This is a genomic window from Paenibacillus sp. 2KB_20, from assembly GCF_052115765.1.
GTDB lineage: Bacteria > Bacillota > Bacilli > Paenibacillales > Paenibacillaceae > Paenibacillus_AQ.
Map to the genome: position 1 here is coordinate 671,578 of NZ_JBFRHH010000007.1, position 21,969 is coordinate 693,546.

The 21,969-nt window shown below is 48.5% G+C and carries 2 protein-coding genes (1 of these 2 only partly in view); both read left to right on the forward strand.

Annotated elements, in window-relative coordinates; genetic code table 11:
- Complete coding sequence (locus AB4124_RS22035; protein ID WP_441974205.1) at positions 1 to 10,335, forward strand: SDR family NAD(P)-dependent oxidoreductase; 10,335 nt, start codon at positions 1 to 3, stop codon at positions 10,333 to 10,335.
- Positions 10,332 to 21,969, forward strand: the 5' portion of a protein-coding gene (locus tag AB4124_RS22040; protein ID WP_441974160.1) for an SDR family NAD(P)-dependent oxidoreductase. The gene runs 6,371 nt beyond the window's last position; 11,638 of the gene's 18,009 nt are visible here — the first part of the coding sequence; its start codon is at positions 10,332 to 10,334; its stop codon lies off the right edge, out of view. The genes AB4124_RS22035 and AB4124_RS22040 overlap by 4 nt, the downstream gene beginning before the upstream one ends.

The following is a 21,969-nucleotide window of genomic DNA, read 5'->3' on the forward strand; positions in this document are numbered from 1 at the left end:
ATGTACGAACAGTTTAACCTGTCCGCCAAGAACCCGATTATTAGCAATCATAAGGTATACGGGCAACAATTATTGCCTGGACTGGCCTATATTGATCTTATCTACCAGGTTTATAAGAAACATCACTATGCATTCGACAAACTTGAGCTTCGTCATTTAAGTATATATAAACCGCTCATAGTCGGACGGGATGTTACTGTAAGACTCGGCATTCAATGTGATGAGGCTTCTCCTGGTAGATGGAGGATTCGGTTGGAGGGACAGAATCGTCGTAACGGTATGGAAGAACCAGAGCAAACACTTTATGCCACAGCCGAGATGCATGCAAGAGATCAGGTGTCATACTCGGAAACGCTGGATTTAGGCTTCGTGAAGGGGGCAGCAAACCGTGCGCTCCCTATCCATGACATTTATGAAGAGTACCGAAGCCAGGATTTGGTGCATACCGGATTTATGAAGGCGGAAGGCCAGATTTATGAGATGGATACAGCAGCAATTCTGGATCTTTCTATTAGTCGGGAGGCGATGGCCAGCTCGCAAGAGTTCTTATTTCATCCTGCTCTGATCGACGGCAGTGGCGTAGGGGGCGGAAGAATATATGCTCCTTCTGCCCAAGAGGAACAGCGCTTGTTCTTGCCTCTGAGTTATGCCGTTTTTAATGCTTCGGAACCGCTCCAGGAACGGTGTATTACAAGGGTGCAGAGGTCGTCTGTTCTTCATAAGAATGAGCTGATGTTTTGGACGATGGAGTTTTTTAACGGGGATGGAAAAAAAGTCGGGGAACTGAAAAACTTATCTACGAAACTGGTTCGCGATGCCGGGTTGATCCATCCGGAGCGGAAAGGGTCCCTTTCATCATCTCAGATCACGGAGCGGCGCAAGCCGCCTCGGGTCAGCTCCAATAAGCAGGTTCAAATAACGGGTGCCGACGAAACGGCACCCGTTATTTCGATCGAACAGTTCCTGCGGCAACTCATGGCGGACACACTTAACTGTAAGGTGGAAGATATCCATCCTGAATCCGGATACTATGAGATGGGACTGGATTCCCCCGGATTGTTAGAGATTGTGAGGGCGATTGAGACCAGCATTAATATCTCGTTATCGCCGACTTTGTTGTTTGAGTACACAACAATTGCCGAGCTTGCTTCTTATCTCGAAGAAAACTATGCTTCAAAATTTAAGCAATCCGAGGCTGCATCGGTAATATCCGTACCTGATACCGCTTCAGATCCGGAATTTCAGAGTTCATTTAAGCGCTCGCCTTCCGGTTCCAATCTTTCTAATAATCCGGCAACGGAAGGAGACGTCGCCATTATCGGTATGTCCGGCCGATATCCCCAAGCTAGGAACCTTCACGAATTTTGGAGGAATTTGCAGGAGGGAAAGGACTGCATAAGCGAAATTCCAAAATCCCGCTGGGAATGGAAAAAGATGGATGGTATTAAATCAGCTGGCGGGAAAGCGATGTCCAAATGGGGAGGATTCATAGACGATCCGGATTGTTTTGATCCGAAATTTTTTAGAATATCCCCTCGTGAAGCAGAAACGATGGATCCCCAGGAAAGGTTGTTCCTGGAAACTTGCTGGGAAGCCATTGAGGATGCTGGATATACCCCTAAATCATTAGTCCCGCCCCGAGGTGAAAATAATAGGCGGAAGGTAGGCGTCTTCGCGGGTGTGATGCATAAGGATTATTCCCTGGTGGGCGCAGAGGCTGCTTCCCAAGGGGAAGCATTTCCACTTTCGCTGAATACAGGCCCTATTGCCAATCGGGTTTCATATTTTTGCAATTTCCATGGCCCCAGCATGACCGTGGATACGCTATGTTCATCTTCCCTCACCGCCGTTCATCTGGCGATGGAGAGTTTGAAACGTGGAGAAAGCGAAGTTGCATTGGCCGGTGGGGTGAATTTATCTCTGCACCCGTCGAAGTATATGACATACGGGCTGTGGGGTATGCATTCAAGTGATGGTTATTGCCATACCTTCGGCGAAGGAGGCGACGGCTACGTTTCAGCCGAAGGCGTTGCGGCGGTCCTCTTAAAACCATTAAATAAAGCAGTCCAAGACAATGACCGAATCTATGCGGTTATAAAAGGCAGCGCGATCAACCATGTAGGGACTGTGAGCGGCATTATGGTGCCTGGCCCAGTGGCTCAGGGGGAAGTGATCGCCGATTGTCTCGAACAATCAGGCATAAACCCGCGAATGATCGGTTATGTCGAAGCTCACGGTACAGGCACCTCGCTGGGGGATCCTATTGAGATCGAAGGGTTAATGAAAGCCTTCGAGTTGTATACCCGAGAGCGGCAGTATTGCTCGATTGGTTCAGTAAAGTCCAATATAGGCCATGCGGAGTCGGCCGCGGGAGTTATCGGCCTCCAGAAGGCAGCTCTCCAAATCTATCACAAAACACTGGTTCCTTCCCTGCATTCCGAGCAATTGAATCCCTATATTGATTTTGAACAATCTCCATTCTATGTGCAGCACACCAAGGAGGAATGGAAACAACCTGTGACCATGGACGGCATGCGCAAGATTAGCTATCCGCGGAGAGCTGCGTTAAGTTCTTTTGGAGCCACTGGTTCAAATGCCCATATGATTCTAGAAGAATACATAGGTGCGAAAGTAAGCGATACAACGCAGGCGAACCATGGACAAGAGCGACCTGTGATTGTTCCTGTTTCGGCTAAAAATGAAGAAAGGCTCAAAACCTACGCAAAAGAGATGCTCGATTATCTGTTAGGATTGCCTGAGAGCGAGCCGGTACAGCAGGATAAAGAGCCGGGATTTACAGTCGGTCTACAAGGTAAACTGAAGGAATTATTAGCTGATATCATGCATGTTCATGAAGAACTCATTGAACTAGATGTTCCGTGGAGTGAATATGGAGTCGAGCCTGTTCATATTCGATTATTAAAGGGAAAAATTCAGGATGAATTCCTCGTTGAGATCGATGATCAGGAATGGGGGCAGAGAAGCACGATTGCTTCCGTAACCGCTCATCTTCTGAATGAGCACCCAGAAGTGATGGGGGCTCCTAACGTTGGAACTGATCATGATGGCGGATCCGATGATCAGGACAAGCGGGGACAGAACCGCTCGATAATCTCCATCGAAGATGTGGCTTATACACTGCAAGTCGGACGCGAAGCCATGGAAGAACGAGTGGTGTTTGTCGCTCAGGATATCCTCGAATTGATTCAGGGGCTTCAAGCTTTTCTGGAGAATAAAGAACTTAAACACGGCTTTAGAGGCAAGGCCAAGTTAATGAAGGATACAGCTGCATCCTCCTCTGCAGGTGATAGGAATAAGCAGTCCGTCAGCCAATGGATCGATGAGGGGAATTGGAATGAATTGGCTGAAGGGTGGGCTTCGGGCATGGAGTTAGATTGGAATTTATTATACGGCGAGAGCACCAGGCCTTCCCGGATCAGTTTACCGACCTACCCGTTTGCACGGGAGCGTTATTGGGTACCAGCTGCCGGAAAACCAATCGTTGCTGCGACTGCTGAAGCAGGGATACACCCTTTGCTGCACAAAAACACGTCCGACTTTACCGAGCAGCGATTTAGCAGCACTTTTAGGGGAAATGAATTTTTCTTATCCGATCATGTCGTGGGGAAGCAGAAGATATTACCGGGTGTTGCCTATCTGGAGATGGCGCGTATGGCAGTCATGGAATCCCTTGGCAGCCGAGCGGAGCATCATACGGAAATCCGTCTGAAAAATGTGGTTTGGATTCGGCCTGTCTCCGTGGGGGAGGAATATGCTGAAGTGAATATCCGACTGCTTCCTGCTGAGCATGGAGGGATCGTTTACGAAATATATAGTCAAGTTCAGGAGAGCACAAGGGCAGAGCCTGTTGTACACAGCAAAGGCAGTGCGGAGCTGCTACCAGCTGGAACGAAGGATGTCTTGAATATTGAAGATTTGAAGAAGCATTGCGGCGAACAGTGCTTCTTATCCTCCCAATTCTACGAGGTCTTTCATGAGACGGGGATGGAGTATGGCCCAGCCCACAGGGGAATAGAGAAAGCGTATGTAGGAGCGGGACAAATATTGGCTAAGTTATCCTTGCCGTCATCCGTTTCTAATACCTTGAAGGAGTATGTTCTCCACCCAAGCCTAATGGACTCAGCTTTACAGGCGACGATCGCTTATTCTATGAATTCTGGCGGCATGCCCCCGGTTTCGGTGAACCCGGTGATGCCTTTTGCCCTCCAGGAACTGGATATTCGGGGGGAGTGCACGCCGAATATGTGGGCATGGATACGAAACAACGATAAGGCTGCAAAGACAGGTTTAACTCCAAAGCTGGATATCGATATATGTGATGATCAGGGCAATATTTGTGTTCGTATCAAAGGATTCTCAACAAGGGTGCTGGAAGGGGAGCTTGAGGCCAGCAGTCGGTCTAATGCGGCTCCACAGGAGGCAATGGTACAAACGCCTGTCGGAAATATACATCTTGTGCCAGCATGGGAGGCCGTTCCGGCAGAGAATGGCACATGGCAGGCGCATGATTCCGATCACGTGATATATGTTGGTGGGGAAGAGAATAGGAGCATGATTCAACAGATGTACCCGCGGGTGCATTTTTTTGATTTGAATCCAGCAGATACGATATCAGAAATTGCTGCAAAACTAGAAGCTTTCGGCATAGTTGATCATATCGTGTGGGTTGCTCCTGCAGGTCCGTCAACTTCCCTGGAAGATGAAAAACTGATTGAACGACAGGAGCATGGCGTTATCCCATTGTTCCGCTTGATTAAGGCGTTCATTGGATTGGGTTATTCTGCCCGCGCCTTGGGATGGACAGTGATCACATTTGACACGCAGAGGGTTAACGAATCTCGCAAGGTCGATCCTTCGCATGCCGGCATTCACGGTCTGGTAGGTTCAATGGCAAAAGAATATCCGAGCTGGAATATCCGAATTATCGATTTGGAGGCCGGCAGTCCGTGGCCTGTATCCGATATATTCACTCTCCCTGCTGATCGGCGCGGACACCCTTGGGTGTACCGGAAACAGCAGTGGTACCGACAGCAGCTCATACCATTGAATAATCCTGCAACGGCGGAATCAAGCTTTAGGCAGGGTGGCGTATATGTCGTAATTGGAGGGGCTGGCGGTATCGGCAAGGCATGGAGCGAGTATATGGTTCGTGCTTATGGAGCCCATGTGGTGTGGATCGGCCGCAGACAGATGGATGAACATATACGGGCGGATTTGGATAGAATTGCTCGTTTTGGACCCAGACCCGTCTATATCTCAGCAGATGCAACCGATTATGAAGAACTCAGAGCAGCTTATGAAAAAATAAAGCAGACATATTCAAGAATTAACGGCGTTGTGCATTCGGCGATGGTGCTGTCGAATCGAAGTCTCCTGGACATGGAAGAGGATCAATTCAGATCAGGACTATCGGCCAAGATTGACGTGACCGTACGGATGGCCCAGGTATTCCGTAAGGAACCATTGGATTTTGTTATGTTCTTCTCTTCCTTGATCGCTTTCATTAAAAATCCAAAACAGAGCCACTACGCGTCGGGCTGTTCGTTCAAGGATGCGTTCGCACATCGGCTTTCCCATGAATGGCCGTGCAAGGTGAAGGTGATGAATTGGGGATATTGGAGCAGCGATGACGCTTCTGCTTCAGAGGATGTACAGCAGCTGTCCCGGATCGGGATGGGGCTCATTGAGCCTGAGGCTGGCATGAAAGCTTTGGAACGATTGGTTTCCAATCCGATTCATCAAATGGCGATGATTACAACGACCAAACCTCTTATCGTGGAAGGCATGAATCCTAAAGAGCGCATCGATATCCGATCGGATAGCATACCGTCAGTGATCAACAAAATTAGGGACTATAATTCGGGAACAGCAGATCGGCTCCAGAACATGAATGAGGCCCAAAGTTTAAATAAGGAAATGATCAGCCTTCTATCAAGAATGCTGCTAAGTGAGATATCCTCAATGGGATTATTGGAAAAGGATACGAAGTCAGCCGAGAGCAATGCCCATATTGGAATAATCCCAATGTACCAAAAGTGGTTTGAGGAAAGCTTGCGCGTCCTTGTGCAGCATCATTACCTCTATCAGGATGGTGAAATGTACAAAGTAACGGATCCGTTATCCGTTGATAAGGCCTTGTTATGGAAGGAATGGGAACTGAAAAAAGTCGAATGGCTGGAAGATCCGAGTTTAAAGGCATGGATGACACTAGCTGAAGAGGTCATGCTTGCATTGCCTGAAATTCTGACAGGTAAACGCCTGGCCACCGATATTATGTTTCCGAATTCCTCCATGAACCTAGTGGAGGGCATCTATAAAAACAATCCCGTCGCCGATCATTTCAATGAAGTTCTTGCCGATACCTTATTGGCCTATATGGAGGAACGGATCAACGAATCTCCTGCCGTTAAAATCCGGATCATTGAAATTGGTGCCGGCACGGGAGGAACGAGCAGCAGGCTTTTCCAAAAATTAAAGCCTTACAATGATTATATCGAGGAGTATTGCTACACCGATATTTCCAAAGCGTTTTTATTATTTGCTGAGAAGGAGTACGGTCCGCACAATCCCTTTTTGACTTATAAAATATTGAATGTTGATGCGCCCGTTGCCGGCTCGGACACCCCTTTGGGTGAATTCGATATAGCTATTGCAACAAATGTGCTTCACGCGACCCGAAATATCCGCCAAACTTTAGGCAATACCAAATCCGTCCTGAAAAAGAACGGTTTGATTCTAATCAATGAGCTGAGCGATAACCGATTATTTACGCACTTAACCTTTGGACTCCTGGAAGGTTGGTGGCTTTATGAAGATGCACCTTTACGCATTCCTGGTAGTCCGGGTCTGTATCCCGAAACCTGGAAGGACGTGTTGGAGTCCGAAGGCTACGAAGCGATTTTTTTTCCGGCAAAAGAGTCTCATGAATGGGGACAGCAGATCATTGCGGCAAGTAGTAACGGGGTGTTCCGAGTGAAACAAGTGCCCCATTCAGACAGAGCCGATGCGGAGGTCAAACGCACGTTTAATGCCAAACCATTTGATACGAGGGACAGGTTAGAAACGATTGCTACAGTGGAAGAGCAGCCTCGAGTTAAGATCGTTGCCGCTAAACAGGCCAGCACGGTCATGACCGAACAGATGCTGGAAGATCATGTGAAGGAGAGCATCATTGAGAAGCTTTCCGAGGCATTAAAAGTAAATAGGAACGAAATCGAATTGGAGGAGTCCTTCGCCGACTATGGTCTGGATTCCATTATCGGGGTTCATCTGGTACAAGTCCTTAATCAAGCCTTACGCATCGAACTCGATACCACGAGCCTGTTTGATTACAGTTCAGTTAAGCAGCTTACAGCTTATATTTTATCGGATCACAGGGATGCAGTCGCTGGCCTGCTTGGGCAGAATTTAAACAAACCAGTCGTCTCTGATGACAATCGGCTGGATATACCTGAACTAGTTGAAGCAGCATCGCCATCTTATTCCAGCCGGTTTATCGACAAGGCTTCTTTATCAGGCAAGCAAGCACCTGATCTCGTTAAGCATGAGGTCGCTCCTATGACACCCATGAATAAAGAACCGATTGCCATTATCGGAATGAGCGGAAAGTATGCTAAATCAGCTAACGTGAACGAACTATGGACGCACTTGTCCAACGGAGCAGAACTTATTGGAGAGTCTCCGCGTTGGGATCTCTCGGCACATTATCCGAAAGAGGCCCAGTATTGCGATCGCGGAGGTTTTGTAGAGAATATAGATCAGTTTGACCCATTCTTTTTTAATATTAATGGTCTGGAAGCCAGCTATATGGATCCTCAGCAAAGGATATTTATGGAGGAATGCTGGAAGGCACTGGAGGACTCAGGTTATGCCGGATCCAGGATTCAGGGACGCCATTGCGGCGTTTATGTCGGCTGCCTTGGAGGTGCGGGCGATTACCAACAGCTCTTCGGAGATGATGCGCCGGCGCAAGCATTCTGGGGCATAGCCGGGTCGGTCATTCCGGCACGGATTGCGTATTATCTTGATCTCAAGGGACCGGCCATCGCCATTGATACGGCCTGTTCCAGCTCATTAGTCGCCGTCCATATGGCATGTCAGGGGTTATGGTCAGGCGAGACGGAAATGGCATTGGCTGGAGGCGTGTTTATCCAGTCTACGCCATGGTACTACTTGAGCACCAACAAAGCGGGGATGCTTTCGACAACGGGCCACAGCTATACTTTTGACGAGCGTGCTGACGGATTTATCCCTGGTGAAGGGGCGGGCGTTCTAGTACTGAAGCGTCTTCAGGAAGCGATACATGACGGAGATCATATTTATGGAGTCATTCGCGGATCGGGAATGAACCAGGACGGAACGACGAACGGCATAACGGCGCCAAGCGCCGTCTCTCAGGAACGCCTGGAACGAAACGTATATGATGCCTTCCAAATTGATCCCGGCGACATACAGGTTGTAGAAGCTCATGGAACGGGCACGAAGCTGGGAGACCCGATTGAGTATCAGGCACTAACGAAGGCTTTTAGAAATTATACCGACAACAAAGAGTACTGCGCGATCGGCTCGATCAAGACCAACATCGGGCATGCGGCCCATGCGGCTGGCGTCGCGGGAATCATTAAGGTTTTGCTGTCTTTGAAGCATAGGCAAATTCCGCCTACGCTAAATTTTGAAACGGGGAATTCGAATATTCAGTTTAAGGACAGCCCCTTTTATGTAAATACGAGCCTCAGGGATTGGGAGAAAGGAAGGAGTGGTAAAAGACGAGCAGCCGTGAGCTCCTTCGGATTCAGCGGAACAAACGCCCATATTGTTATAGAAGAGGCACCGGAACCAACAGGGAGTCATACCGACAAACCGGGATATCTGATTGTGTTATCTGCACGAACGCCTGAGCAGCTGCGCAAGCAGGCGAATCAACTGCTGAATTTCTGCCAAGATGACAGACAAGCAGACTGCGGAAACCTTAGCTATACCTTGTTGGTAGGAAGAAAGCATTTTAACAACCGCTTAGCCTGCGTAGTTCGGAGCTTGGATGAGTTAATGACATTCCTTGGTAAATGGCTGGCCAGAAGCAAGGTACCACAGGTTTATGTGTCGGAACTGAATGAAAATGATCGCCGGGAACAGCCTTCCTTAAAGCGATACGGAAACCATTGCATCCAGGAATGCCATTCGGTCGAACCCACCGAATATGTGGAGCGGCTAACAACGATTGCTGAGTTATATATTCAAGGATATGGGCTTGATTATGAAGCGTTATTCTCGAATGAACGCTATACCATCATATCTCTGCCAACCTATCCCTTTGCGACTGAACGCTATTGGGTACCGGAAGTAAAAGGCAAAGGCAGCTCTTCTATTGAATCAGCCCCACAAGGGCAGGCCATGCTGCACCCTCTGCTTCATCAGAACACATCGGATCTTTCGGGAGTCCGCTACAGCTCGACTTTTAACAGAGGCGAACCTTTACTGGCTTCAACTGATGTCTCAGGAAGGAACACACTCTCGGGGATGATATATGTGGAGATGGCCAGGAAAGCAGCGGAGTTATCGGGGGGAGTTTTCCTTGACCCCCATGAAGAGATTCAGATCAAGGATGTGGTTTGGTCCCAACCGGTTGAATTTGTGCAAGAAGACTTGCAGCTCCATATTGATATCTTCCCGGATGCGGGAGACCTTTCATATGAAATCTACAGTACAGCGGACAAGAATAGCATAGATCCGGTTATACACAATCAGGGACGGGTGTCGACAACTGCCCTTCAAAGCAAGGCATTGCGGGCTGATATGAGTCTTGTACAGGCACAATGCAATGTGAAATATTTCTCGAAGTTTGAGTGGTACAAGGTATATGTGGAAGCAGGAATAATTCATAGTCCTCAACAGCAAGTGGTAGAGGAAATGTTTATCGGACACCACCAGCTGCTCGCGAAGCTTTCAATGCATTCTGCTTTCCGGGCCTCATCCCATCATTTCATACTGCATCCAAGTGTAACCGAGGCAGCTATGCAAGCGACGTTAGGCCTCTTGCCAGATTGGTATGAGCAAATGGGTAGCGGAATCGTGAGTTCTGCACAACCGCTATCCTTGCAGGAGGTTCACATGATCGGTAAGCCAACCCCATTGTCATGGGTTCACGTACGAAACAGTGCGTATGGCGTTCAAGGGACAAATATCAAAGTGGATATTGACTTCTGCGATCATCACGGAGCGTTATACGCAACCATGAGAGGACTTACAGCGCGATTGGAGAGCAACGGACAGCATACCGTAAAACACGCAAAGGTTGGAGGAGGATTACAAATATGAGAAATCAGGATGCTCTTTCAAGTTCAAAAGGATCAGTTTCTGCTTCAGGGGTCCAGTTGTTTACACCGATCTATAAAGAATCAGAGACCATGAATGGTCGGAATCCGTCGAGTTATGTCCGGCATCTAGCCATATTTTGTGAGATGGATCATTCAACCTTCGAAAGTCTACAGAGCGGGCTGACAGGCATCGAGTGCCTGATGCTTCAGTCACCTTCTTACCTGGAGATCAATCAACGCTTCCAATCTTATGCACAGCAGTTTCTTGACCTCGTAAAAACGATAATGGAACAGAAAGTGACCGGCGAGGTGCTTATTCAACTTGTGGTGCCGGTTCAGGGTGAGCAGAAGCTGTTCACCGGACTTTACGGCCTCCTACGAACAGCCCATATGGAAAACCCGCGATTAAGCGGTCAACTGATAGAAATAGAACCGGATGTAGAGGCATCAATACTCGTGCAAATGCTTAACCGCAGCAAGGGGTTGGCAGTAGATATCATACGCTTTGATCAAGGAAAAAGGTGGGAGGCAGGGTGGAATGAAGTTATTGTTCCGCCGGTGGAGGCGAGCATTCCATGGAAAGACAACGGGGTTTATCTGATTACCGGAGGCGCAGGTGGACTCGGACTCCTGTTTGCGGAAGATATTATCCGGCGAGTTAACGCTCCAGTATTGATTCTTACCGGTCGTTCTGTACTTTCTATGGATAAAGAAGCCAGACTGCATGAGATGAGAGCAACAGGAGCCAGAATCGAATATAAACAAACGGATGTGTCTCTTAAGGATCAGGTAGAACCCCTGATTCATGACATCCTGGAGGAATTCGGAAGCCTGCATGGGATCATCCATGGTGCAGGTGTCGTTTGTGACAATTTCATACTTAAAAAGACCGGGGATGAATTGGAGCAAGTGCTGAATCCCAAAGTGTCAGGGACGACATATCTAGATTCGGCCACCAAGGATTTGCCGCTGGATTTCTTTATTTTCTTCTCGTCGATCGCGGGCTGTTTCGGCAATCCGGGACAAGCGGATTATGCTGCTGCGAACGCATTTATGGATGCCTATGCGACGTATAGAAACGGTCTCGTAGCATCCGGACTGCGTCAAGGCCAATCGTTGTCCATCAACTGGCCATACTGGAAGGATGGCGGAATGGAAGTTGATGAAATAACGGAGAAATCGATGATGCAAAGCTGGGGAATGACGGCTCTGGACACGAAAACCGGTATACAGGCTATGCATCAAGCACTGGCTTCCGGTCATGATCGAGTCCTCATCGTGTCAGGTCAAGTAGATCAGATCAGAGAGAGGCTGCTACCCGGTCCCACTCCTAAATCAGCAGCTTCTGAACCAATGAAGCGTCACCAAGTCGATGAGGGCTTGTTAAGAGACAGAACGGGCCGTCAACTCAAAGTCCTCTTTGGAGAAGTGACACGACTCGAGGTTACCCAATTACATGCGAATGAACCCCTTGAGAGTTATGGAATCGACTCGATCATGATCAACCAATTGAATGCAAAAATGGCAGGGATCTTCGGGGAGCTTTCCAAAACATTGTTCTACGAGTACCAGACATTAGGTGAAGTCCTTGATTTTCTGATTGCCGAACACGCGGAACGATGTGTGTGGTGGACAGGGCTGGGAGAGCAGAGTGAGGAGGGATCTGCAAGACCATCGGTGGATTCGCGTTCCGGTGAACCTTTTCCTGTTCTCGTTTCATTCCGTAAAGAGAAGAACCGTTCTACCCGCTCTCCAATCCATAAACCTGAGCTTAAATCGCGAGAACCCATTGCTATTATCGGTATAAGCGGACGCTATCCTTCTGCCCGCAATCTCAACGAATATTGGGAGAATCTTAAGGCAGGCAGAGATTGTATTAATGAAATACCTGGTGACCGATGGCCGATGGAAGACTTCTTCGATCCGGATCCACAGGAAGCGGTGGCGCAAGGCAAGAGCTATAGTAAATGGGGAGGCTTTTTAGAGGGATTTGCGGATTTTGACCCTTTGTTTTTCAATATTTCTCCCCGTGAAGCCATGATGATGGACCCTCAAGAGCGCTTGTTCATCGAGTCCTGTTGGGAAGCGTTAGAAGACGCGGGATATACGCGGGAGCATCTGGCGATCAGGCATCATCGCCGGGTAGGCGTTTTTGCCGGGATCACGAAGACGGGTTACGATCTGTACGGCCCCGGTTTATGGGAGCAGGGGGAACATGTTAACCCATACACCTCCTTTAGCTCAGTCGCCAACAGAGTTTCGTACTATCTGAATTTACAAGGACCGAGCATGCCGATTGATACGATGTGCTCTTCCTCTCTGACCGCGATTCATGAAGCCTGTGAGCATCTTCATCTGGGAGAATGTGAAATGGCGATCGCGGGCGGCGTGAATCTATACTTGCACCCTTCCAATTATCATTGGCTTAGCGTTCAACAAATGCTCTCGAAGGATGGCAGATGCAAAAGTTTTGGCCAAGGCGCAAACGGATTCGTTCCTGGCGAAGGCGTGGGGATCGTTCTTCTGAAACCTCTGTCACGTGCAATTGCAGATGAAGATCATATTCATGCCGTGATTAGAAGCACCAGTACGAATCATGGCGGTAAAACCAACGGCTATACTGTACCCAATCCTGTAGCACAGGGAGATCTCGTCCGTGCTGCACTGGATAAAGCAGGAATAAATGCAAGAGCGGTCAGTTATATCGAAGCGCACGGAACAGGAACCGATCTCGGCGACCCCATTGAAATAACGGGGCTTACCCAAGCATTCTCCAAAGATACAAGGGATACGGGGTTTTGCTCCATCGGTTCAGCCAAATCCAATATCGGCCATTTGGAAGCGGCAGCCGGGATGGCCGGTCTAACCAAAATCGTCTTGCAAATGAAGCATAAGATGCTGGTACCCAGTCTGCATGCCAAAGAACTGAATCCGAACATTAACTTTTCCAACACGCCTTTTGTCGTCCAACAGTCGCTTCAGGAATGGCAAAAACCGGTGATTCATATGGATGGAGAGCTTATAGAGTTTCCTAGGATGGCGGGTGTCTCGTCCTTTGGAGCAGGCGGTTCCAATGCCCATGTCATCTTGGAAGAATATACGCCTGAGGAGACGTATCGCCCGGCTCCGTCTTCTCAAGATGGTCTTCCTGTGGTTATTCCGTTGTCAGCCAAAAACCAACCATGCCTTAACGAGAGAGTGAAACAGCTTTTGGAGATGATGGATGAGGAGATTTTATCGGATAGTCAGCTCTTTGATATGGCTTACACTCTTCAGGTTGGGCGAGAAGGCATGGAAGAACGGATTGCAGTCGTTGCGGAATCGATTCAAGATCTTCGAGCTAAGCTAACACGTTATGTGACGGGACACAACGATATTGATGGACTCTACAGGGGACAGATGAATCCGGGTAAAGAGCAACAGAGTATAGAAGAAGCGGATTCAGCGATGGAGAAGCTGGTACTGGAGCGGAATTTTCATAGCATCGCCATGATATGGGTTCAGGGCCTGTGCGTGGATTGGAATATCCTGTATAGGAATGGCGTTAAACCACGCCGTCGAAGTCTGCCCGTCTATCCCTTTGCGAGGGAACGATATTATATTGCAGAGAAACAGCTGATTAAAGAAGGCGTTGTTTCATCAACCCGGAAGTCGCTCGTGGATTCTGCGGATGTGAATGAGTCTGCAAGGATGGAGATGGATGGAAGCTCCAAGGAAACAAACCACGCGGCAAGTCATCGAAGTGCTGTGTCAGGTAAAGGCCGGCGAAGAGAAATGAGAGGCATGAGCACGAAGCAGTGCATTGAATGGGATTTAAAGGAGCAGATCGGTATATTGCTCCAAATTCAGAAGGGTAGGCTGGACAGCGAAATCAATCTTGCTGATTTTGGCTTTGACTCCATAAGTTTAACCCATTTGGCGACCAGGCTGTCTAAGCATTATGGGGTGGAACTAACACCTTCGGTATTCTTCGGTCATTCCACGATAAGTAAAATAATGGAGTATTTGATGAAGGAGCATCAAGAAGCACTTGCCGAGTTCTACTATGAGGCTGACGAGCACAGGCCAGCAAAGATCGCTCCCAAAGCACGCCCAATCGCGCAGTCAAAGGTGAAGCTAAGCAGCAACGTATCTGATGATGCCCATGAGCCCATCGCCGTTATCGGCATGAGCGGACGATTTCCGGAAGCGAGAAATGTTGAAGAAATGTGGACGATTCTGACCGAGGGAAGGAACGCAGTGAGAGAAATTCCCACTGACCGATTTGATTGGCGCCATTATTACAGTACCTCTGGCAAGGGTCCTCACAAGACAGACGGTAAATGGTGCGGTTGTATCCCGGGCGTTAGCGAATTCGATCCGTTATTCTTCGAGATTTCACCCAAGGAGGCGGAATCGATGGACCCGCGGCAGCGTTTATTGCTGCAGGAAGCTTGGAAGGCGTTGGAGCATGCTGGCTACGGAGACAAAAAAATCAGAGCTGGGAAAATTGGCATGTTTGTGGGTGCTGAGCAAGGGGATTACCAGCAGCTAGTTAGAGGAGAGGCAGGGATTACCTCCAACCATAATGCTATTCTAGCGGCAAGGCTGTCCTATTTTCTGAATTTGAATGGTCCGGTACTCACGGTGGATACGGCATGTTCTTCTGGGCTGGCCGCAGCACACCAAGCTTGTCTTAGCCTTCGCAATGATGAGTGTGATACGGCCATTGCTGCCGGTGTCAATCTGATGCTTACTCCAGACCCGTATGTTGGAATGAGTCAGGCCGGGATGCTCTCCAGGGATGGTACATGCTTTGCATTTGATAAACGGGCGAACGGGCTTGTTCCTGGAGAAGCGGTCACCGTGGTTGTGCTCAAGCGTTTATCCAGGGCAGAAGCCGATGGGGATTCGATCTTGGCGGTGATCCGCGGCAGCAGTATTAACTATGACGGCAAAACAAACGGAATCACGGCTCCGAGCGGAGTTGCGCAAACCGAGCTTGTGAAAGCCGTTTATAAACAGTCTCGTGTTAACCCGGGTGATGTTGAATATGTCGTAACACACGGGACCGGAACGAGGCTGGGGGATCCGGTAGAGGTAAACGCCCTTCAAGATGCATTCAAAGCCTATACGGATAAACAAGGATACTGTGCAATTACTTCCAATAAAACGAATTTTGGGCATACCTTTGCCGCTTCTGGGTTAGTCAATATGATCAATCTGATACAAGCTTTCCGTCATGAAACGATTCCTGCAAGCCTGAATTTTGAGCAGGAGAATGATTATATTCGATGGACGGAAAGTCCTTTTTATGTCAATACAACGAATAAACCCTGGCCAGCCAGCGGAAATAAAAAACGTCTGGGTGCCGTAAGTGCGTTCGGAATGAGCGGAACGAACGTTCATATGGTTTTGGAGAGCTACGTTACAGCTTCCGTAGAAGAGCCAACAGGCATTCCCCCTTATCATTTGCTTACGTTCTCTGCCAAAACGAAGGAAGCAATGGAAGAGAAGATTCAAGATATGGTTGTCATGCTAGGAAAAGCGGATGCATCACAGGAATCGTTGAGCAAAATAAGTTATACCTTGTTGGAAGGACGTCAGCATTTTAACCATCGTATGGCAGTTGTTGCTGGGGATAAACAGGACGCTGAATATATATTATCGGCAAACGGGGATACCTTACGGCTGCCCAATCGCTTTGCTGGAAAAGTGCCACGTGATTTTGAAGGCCAAGCTTTGATTCAGCAGTACGTCAACGATCTACTGAGATCTGCCCAATCTCTAAAGGAAAATCCGGATAAATACCGGGAAGCACTCTGTGCATTAGCTGATCTGTACTGCCAAGGGTATGAGATCAGTGGCGATGGTTTATATGACGGTGCACTGGCCCAGCTGACAGAGCTTCCGACTTATCCATTCGCCAGAGAGCATTATTGGGCATCTGTCCAAGACGCGACCGCTGGCGTTCCAAATACGAAACCCGGGCGCTTCCGAATCATAAACAGGCCCCGAAGAGATGCACATCATGGGCCTTCTGTGGGACAAGATCAGCTTCGAATAACAGAAGGTGCGGCGCCGCAAGAAGCTTACGAATTGATGACATTTGAAGAGGTCTGGGAAGAAGAGGCTTTAGAGGATATCCATAACGCCGATTTAAAGACGCTGGTTTGTTTCCTAACAGAAGAGGAGAGCAAACAGATTGTTACGGACAAAGCCACAGCCTTGGGTGGAGACACGCAGGTTATTTTTGTTTGGCGAAGTACCGTCTTTGACAAGAAATCCAGGCACGATTACAGTATTCCGGCGACGAATAGGGATTCATATGTACAGGCGCTGTCGAGTATCCGCGAGGATTTCAAAGAAATCGATGCCGTGCTGTATTTATGGCCTATTGAAGATGCTGCATACATCAAAGATTATTCCAGCATCGTGCATATGGTTCAGGCTATCGCTGCCGCAAAATTAAAACCGAAGCAGTTGTTGCTTGCCGGCCAATTCGAGAATCCGATTGAGCGATGTTATATGGAATCATGGATTGGCTTTGAGCGATCTTTAGGTCTCGTACTGCCAAATGTTAGCGTAAGTGTCGTTTCCATTGACTTGCATGCCTGGGAGCGAACGGAGTCTCTGATAGTCCCGATTGGGAAGCTGTGGACGGAACTTCGAGCCAACCAATCAGCAAGTGTTCTGTATCAGGACGGAAAACGGTATATTTGCCGAGTCAAGCCCACCATGCTGGAGCATGATTCCATCATGTTGAAGCGAGGGAGAACCTATCTGATTACCGGCGGATGCGGCGGCTTGGGGCTTCTCTTTGCCAGACATCTCGCAAGCCGATATGCTGCGAATTTAATCCTTACAGGCAGATCCCCAATGAATGATGAAATACGGGCCGGCATCAAGAAGCTGGAGGAACTGGGCAGTCAAGTTCTATATGTCCAATCCGATATTTGTGATGCAGAACATATGCGTGAAGGTTTGGTCGCTGCAAAGGCTCGTTTCGGACCTATTCATGGGGTTATTCAGGCGGCCGGTATGTCAAGCAGTCAAAATATACTTGAAAAAGAGTTGGAAGATTTCCATGCAGTGCTCGCTCCTAAAGTGGAAGGAACACTCGCACTGGATGAAATACTTCAGGATGAGCAGCAGTTGGAATTTATCTGTTATTTCTCATCCACCTCGGCTGTGATCGGCGATTTTGGTTCATGCGACTACGCCATTGGAAACCGGTATCAGATGGCATATGCGCGATACTGGAACGAACAGAACCGAGTCGGTCGCTCCATCGTGATCAATTGGCCGCTTTGGAAGGAAGGCGGCATGGGCTTTCAGGATCAGAATAACACCGAGATGTATTTGAAATCCAGCGGTCAGCGCTTGCTGGAGACCGAAGAGGGCTTACAAGTATTTGAGCGTATTCTTTCCCACAGTCTTTCGCAGCATCTAGTGCTGGTTGGTCAGCGGAGTAGGGTGCATCGATTCCTGGGGCTAGCCAACAACGAGAATTCATTTGAAGCAAATAGACAAACACCAAATACCGCAAATGCGAATGCTGCTCCAGGCAAGGGATGGCGGAATGAAATGAAGGGTTTGAGTCTTGCGCAGTGCCTGGAATGGGATATGAAGGAAATCGTAAGCCAGTTGCTTAAAATTCCTCGCGATAAGCTGGATTTAGACGAAAATTTGGCGGAATTCGGCTTTGATTCCATCAATCTTGCACAATTTGCAAATGTGCTGACCGAGCATTATGGCTTGGATATCACACCTTCGTTGTTCTTCGGACAATCCACGATCGGAAAGTTAATCGATTATTTTTTGAAAGAGCATAACGAAATGACGACAGAATTTTATCGAGAAAGTCAGACCGTAGATACGGAATCGCCAAACTTCCCGGACACAACTTCATCTGAGCCAAAAGCATTCAAGAGAGCGAGGGTGCAGGAACGAATAGCTTCATCATCATCAAACCTCCAAGAGCCTATTGCGATCATTGGCATGAGCGGACGGTTCCCGGAAGCCCGAAACATCGATGAGATGTGGACGATCCTGGCGGAAGGCAAAAGTGCCGTGTCGGAAGTTCCTGCTGAGCGATTCGATTGGCGGCGATACTACGGGGATGGCGAGCAGGAATCTGCGCAAATCCATTGCAAATGGTGCGGAACCATTCCGGGCGTCCGTGATTTTGATCCGATGTTTTTTGAGATTTCGCCTAATGAGGCGAAAACGATGGATCCGAGACAGCGGCTTTTGCTTCAGGAATCCTGGAGGGCGTTGGAAGATGCCGGGTATGGGGAGGACAAGCTCGGCGGATGCAAGATCGGGATGTTTGTTGGAGTCGAAGACGGCGACTATCATCTGCTTGTGAAAGACAAAGGGAGTATAACCTCTAACCATAATGCTATTCTTGCAGCGAGATTATCGTATTTTTTGAACTTGACCGGGCCGAATATGGCTATTAATACAGCATGTTCATCGGGACTGGTTGCAGCTCATCAAGCGTGTATGAGCCTACGTAATGGAGAGTGCGACGCGGCCATCGTGGCAGGAGTCAATCTGCTGCTTACACCCAATGCATACGCTGGCATTAGTCAGGCTGGGATATTATCTGCAGACGGCAAGTGTTATGCATTTGACCAACGGGCTAACGGAACGGTTCCCGGTGAAGCTGTTACCGCTTTGGTATTCAAACGCTTGTCACAAGCCGAAGCGGATGGGGACTCTATACATGCGGTGATTCGCGGAAGCGGAGTTAATTATGATGGGAGAACCAATGGGATCACAGCTCCCAGCGGAATTGCCCAAACCAATCTGTTGAAAGAAGTTTACCATCAATATCAGATCAATCCAGCAGAAATAGAGTACATTGTAACCCATGGCACCGGGACAAAATTGGGCGACCCAGTAGAAATTAATGCCTTGAATGAAGCGTTTAAAGCGCATACCGAGAAACAGGGGTACTGCGCGCTTACCTCTTCCAAGACGAATTTCGGCCATACTTTTGCGGCTTCCGGACTGGTTAGCCTGATTAATCTCGTGATGTCCCTGCGTCATGAAATGATTCCGCCAAGTCTTAATTTTGAGCAAGGGAACGATTATATCCAATGGGCGGACAGCCCGTTCTATGTGAACAAGAAAGCGAAGGCTTGGAGTCAAGCTAACGGAGCATCCCTAAAAGGAGCCGTTAGCGCTTTCGGAATGAGCGGAACTAACGCACACATGGTTGTCGAGAGTTATTCGAGGAAAAAAGTTGCTGTGTCCACGGAGCGACCGCCGTACTATGTGCTTGCACTTTCAGCCAAAACGAAAGAAGCGCTCGAGGAAAAAATCCGGGATATGCTTCATGCACTCGTTAATGAGAAGTGGGGTGAAGAGGACCTTCAGCATATCAGCTATACGCTGCTGAATGGCCGCGTTCATTTCAGTTATCGCTGTGCCGTTGTCATACAGGATTTAAGCGATGCTGTGTATGTAATGAAACAGGCTGGGAACCGCGAGAAAGTGCCGAATCTTTTCGAAGGCAGGGTTCCCCGCGATTTTACCGGACAAAAAGTGATGCAACTGTATATACAGGAACTTCTTGCGAAGAGCCGTACCCAGCATCTTTGCAAAAGCCAATTTCAAGAGACGCTATATGCCCTGGCGGACTTTTACTGCCAGGGATATGAAATCGAGTGGGGTCAACTTTTTGGTCATGTTCGACCTTACAAGGTCAAGCTGCCGACGTATCCATTTGAACGAGACAGCTATTGGGTGGATACTGCTGAAGCGGAAATTGATGAACAAACAATCAGGAGGGGCAATGACACAGAACCTGAACCTCATCCTTCAGTAGAAGTCGAGGTGAGTCCGTTAGTTGGCCGCACATATGAAATGGAGATCGAAGCTGATGTTGAGATTCCACATCATTCAGCCGAAATGGATTCAGATGCGCTGGTGTCGTCAGTTTCCGTACAACTAAGAACCCTCTTGATGGAGGTAACCGGGATTCCCCATGAAAAATTAGAGGATGCAGCTTCCTTTGAAGAATTGGGACTGGATTCCCTGATGATTCATGCGTTAAATAAAAAAATTGAGCTATGGATCGGACAGTTAGACGCGACTCTTTTTTATACGTACAACAGCATCCAAGCATTAGCCGCTTATTTGGCACAGGAATTTCATGAAGCGGTTTCCAAGCATGTGGATATGGCCGTGAATGGGGCGTCTCGGAAGAGCTTGAGGCAGGCTGAGCAGGCGGGACCGGCCCCAAAACAGCCTCCTCAAGCCTCTAATCCAGCAGCGATACCTTCAAGCCGCTCTATCTTATTAACGGATCGGCAGCCAAACGCCTCGACCGATATTGCCATTATCGGGTTAGCTGGCCGCTATCCGAAAGCAGATACGCTTCAGCAGTTTTGGAATAACCTGTACGCGGGAAAGGACTCCATAGAAGAAATTCCGGCGAGCCGCTGGTCTTTAGACGGCTTCTATGAACCGGACCGGACCAAAGCGGTAGCGAAGGGCTTAAGCTATAGCAAGTGGGGAGGCTTTTTGGATCGTATTGAATATTTCGATCCATTGTTTTTTAATATCTCACCGAGAGACGCTATATACATGGATCCGCAGGAACGCCTGTTTCTTGAGGTTGCCTGGGGATGTATGGAGAATGCGGGATATACCCGGGAATCGCTGAAGCGGGATGGGTATGGAAATCAAATCGGAGTCTTTGTCGGTGCTACTTTTAACAACTATCAGTTGTTTATGGCCGATGATGCCGGGCAAGCCAATAAAGAGATGTACCTGGCGACAAGCCAGATGTTCTCGATCGCAAACCGGGTGTCTTATATCATGGATTTTACAGGTCCAAGTTTAACGGTGGACACAGCCTGTTCTTCATCCCTATATGCAGTTCACTTGGCTTGTGAAAGCATCCGAAATGGGCAGTCCCGGATGGCAATCGCCGGCGGTGTAAATCTTTCGCTTCATCCTAGCAAGTATATTACGTTGTGCCAGGGACAATTCAGCGCTTCCGACGGCAGATGCCGCGCTTTTGGCGAAGGGGGAACAGGTTATGTGCCGTCTGAGGCGGTAGGCGCCCTCTTTTTGAAGCCTTTGCAGGAGGCAATCAAGGATCAGGACTCCATTTATGGGGTCATAAAAGGGACCGCGGTCAGCCATGCGGGCAGGACGAACGGTTATACGGTACCAAGTCCAGTGTCCCAGTCTCAGGCGATTGAAAAGGCGCTTATCCAAAGCGGGATTGATCCAAGAAGCATCAGTTCCATTGAAGCTCACGGCACCGGAACGTCGCTCGGGGATCCGATTGAGATTAAAGGTTTGACGGATGTATTCGGCAAATATACCGAAGATACAGGATATTGCTCCATTTCTTCTGTCAAATCCAACATTGGACATGCAGAGGCAGCGGCTGGTATTGCGCAGCTTACCAAAGTGCTGCTTCAATTGAAGCATCAAACCTTAGTGAAAAATGTCATGCACGGGCATGGATTAAACCCTAATATTGACTTTGATCGTACGCCATTTGTTGTGCAGCGTGATACCGCTCATTGGAAACGTCCAACGATTCATGGACAGGAAGTTCCTCGCCGTTCCGGTATTTCGTCCTTCGGTGCAGGGGGAGCTAACGCACACATCATAGTTGAAGAGTATG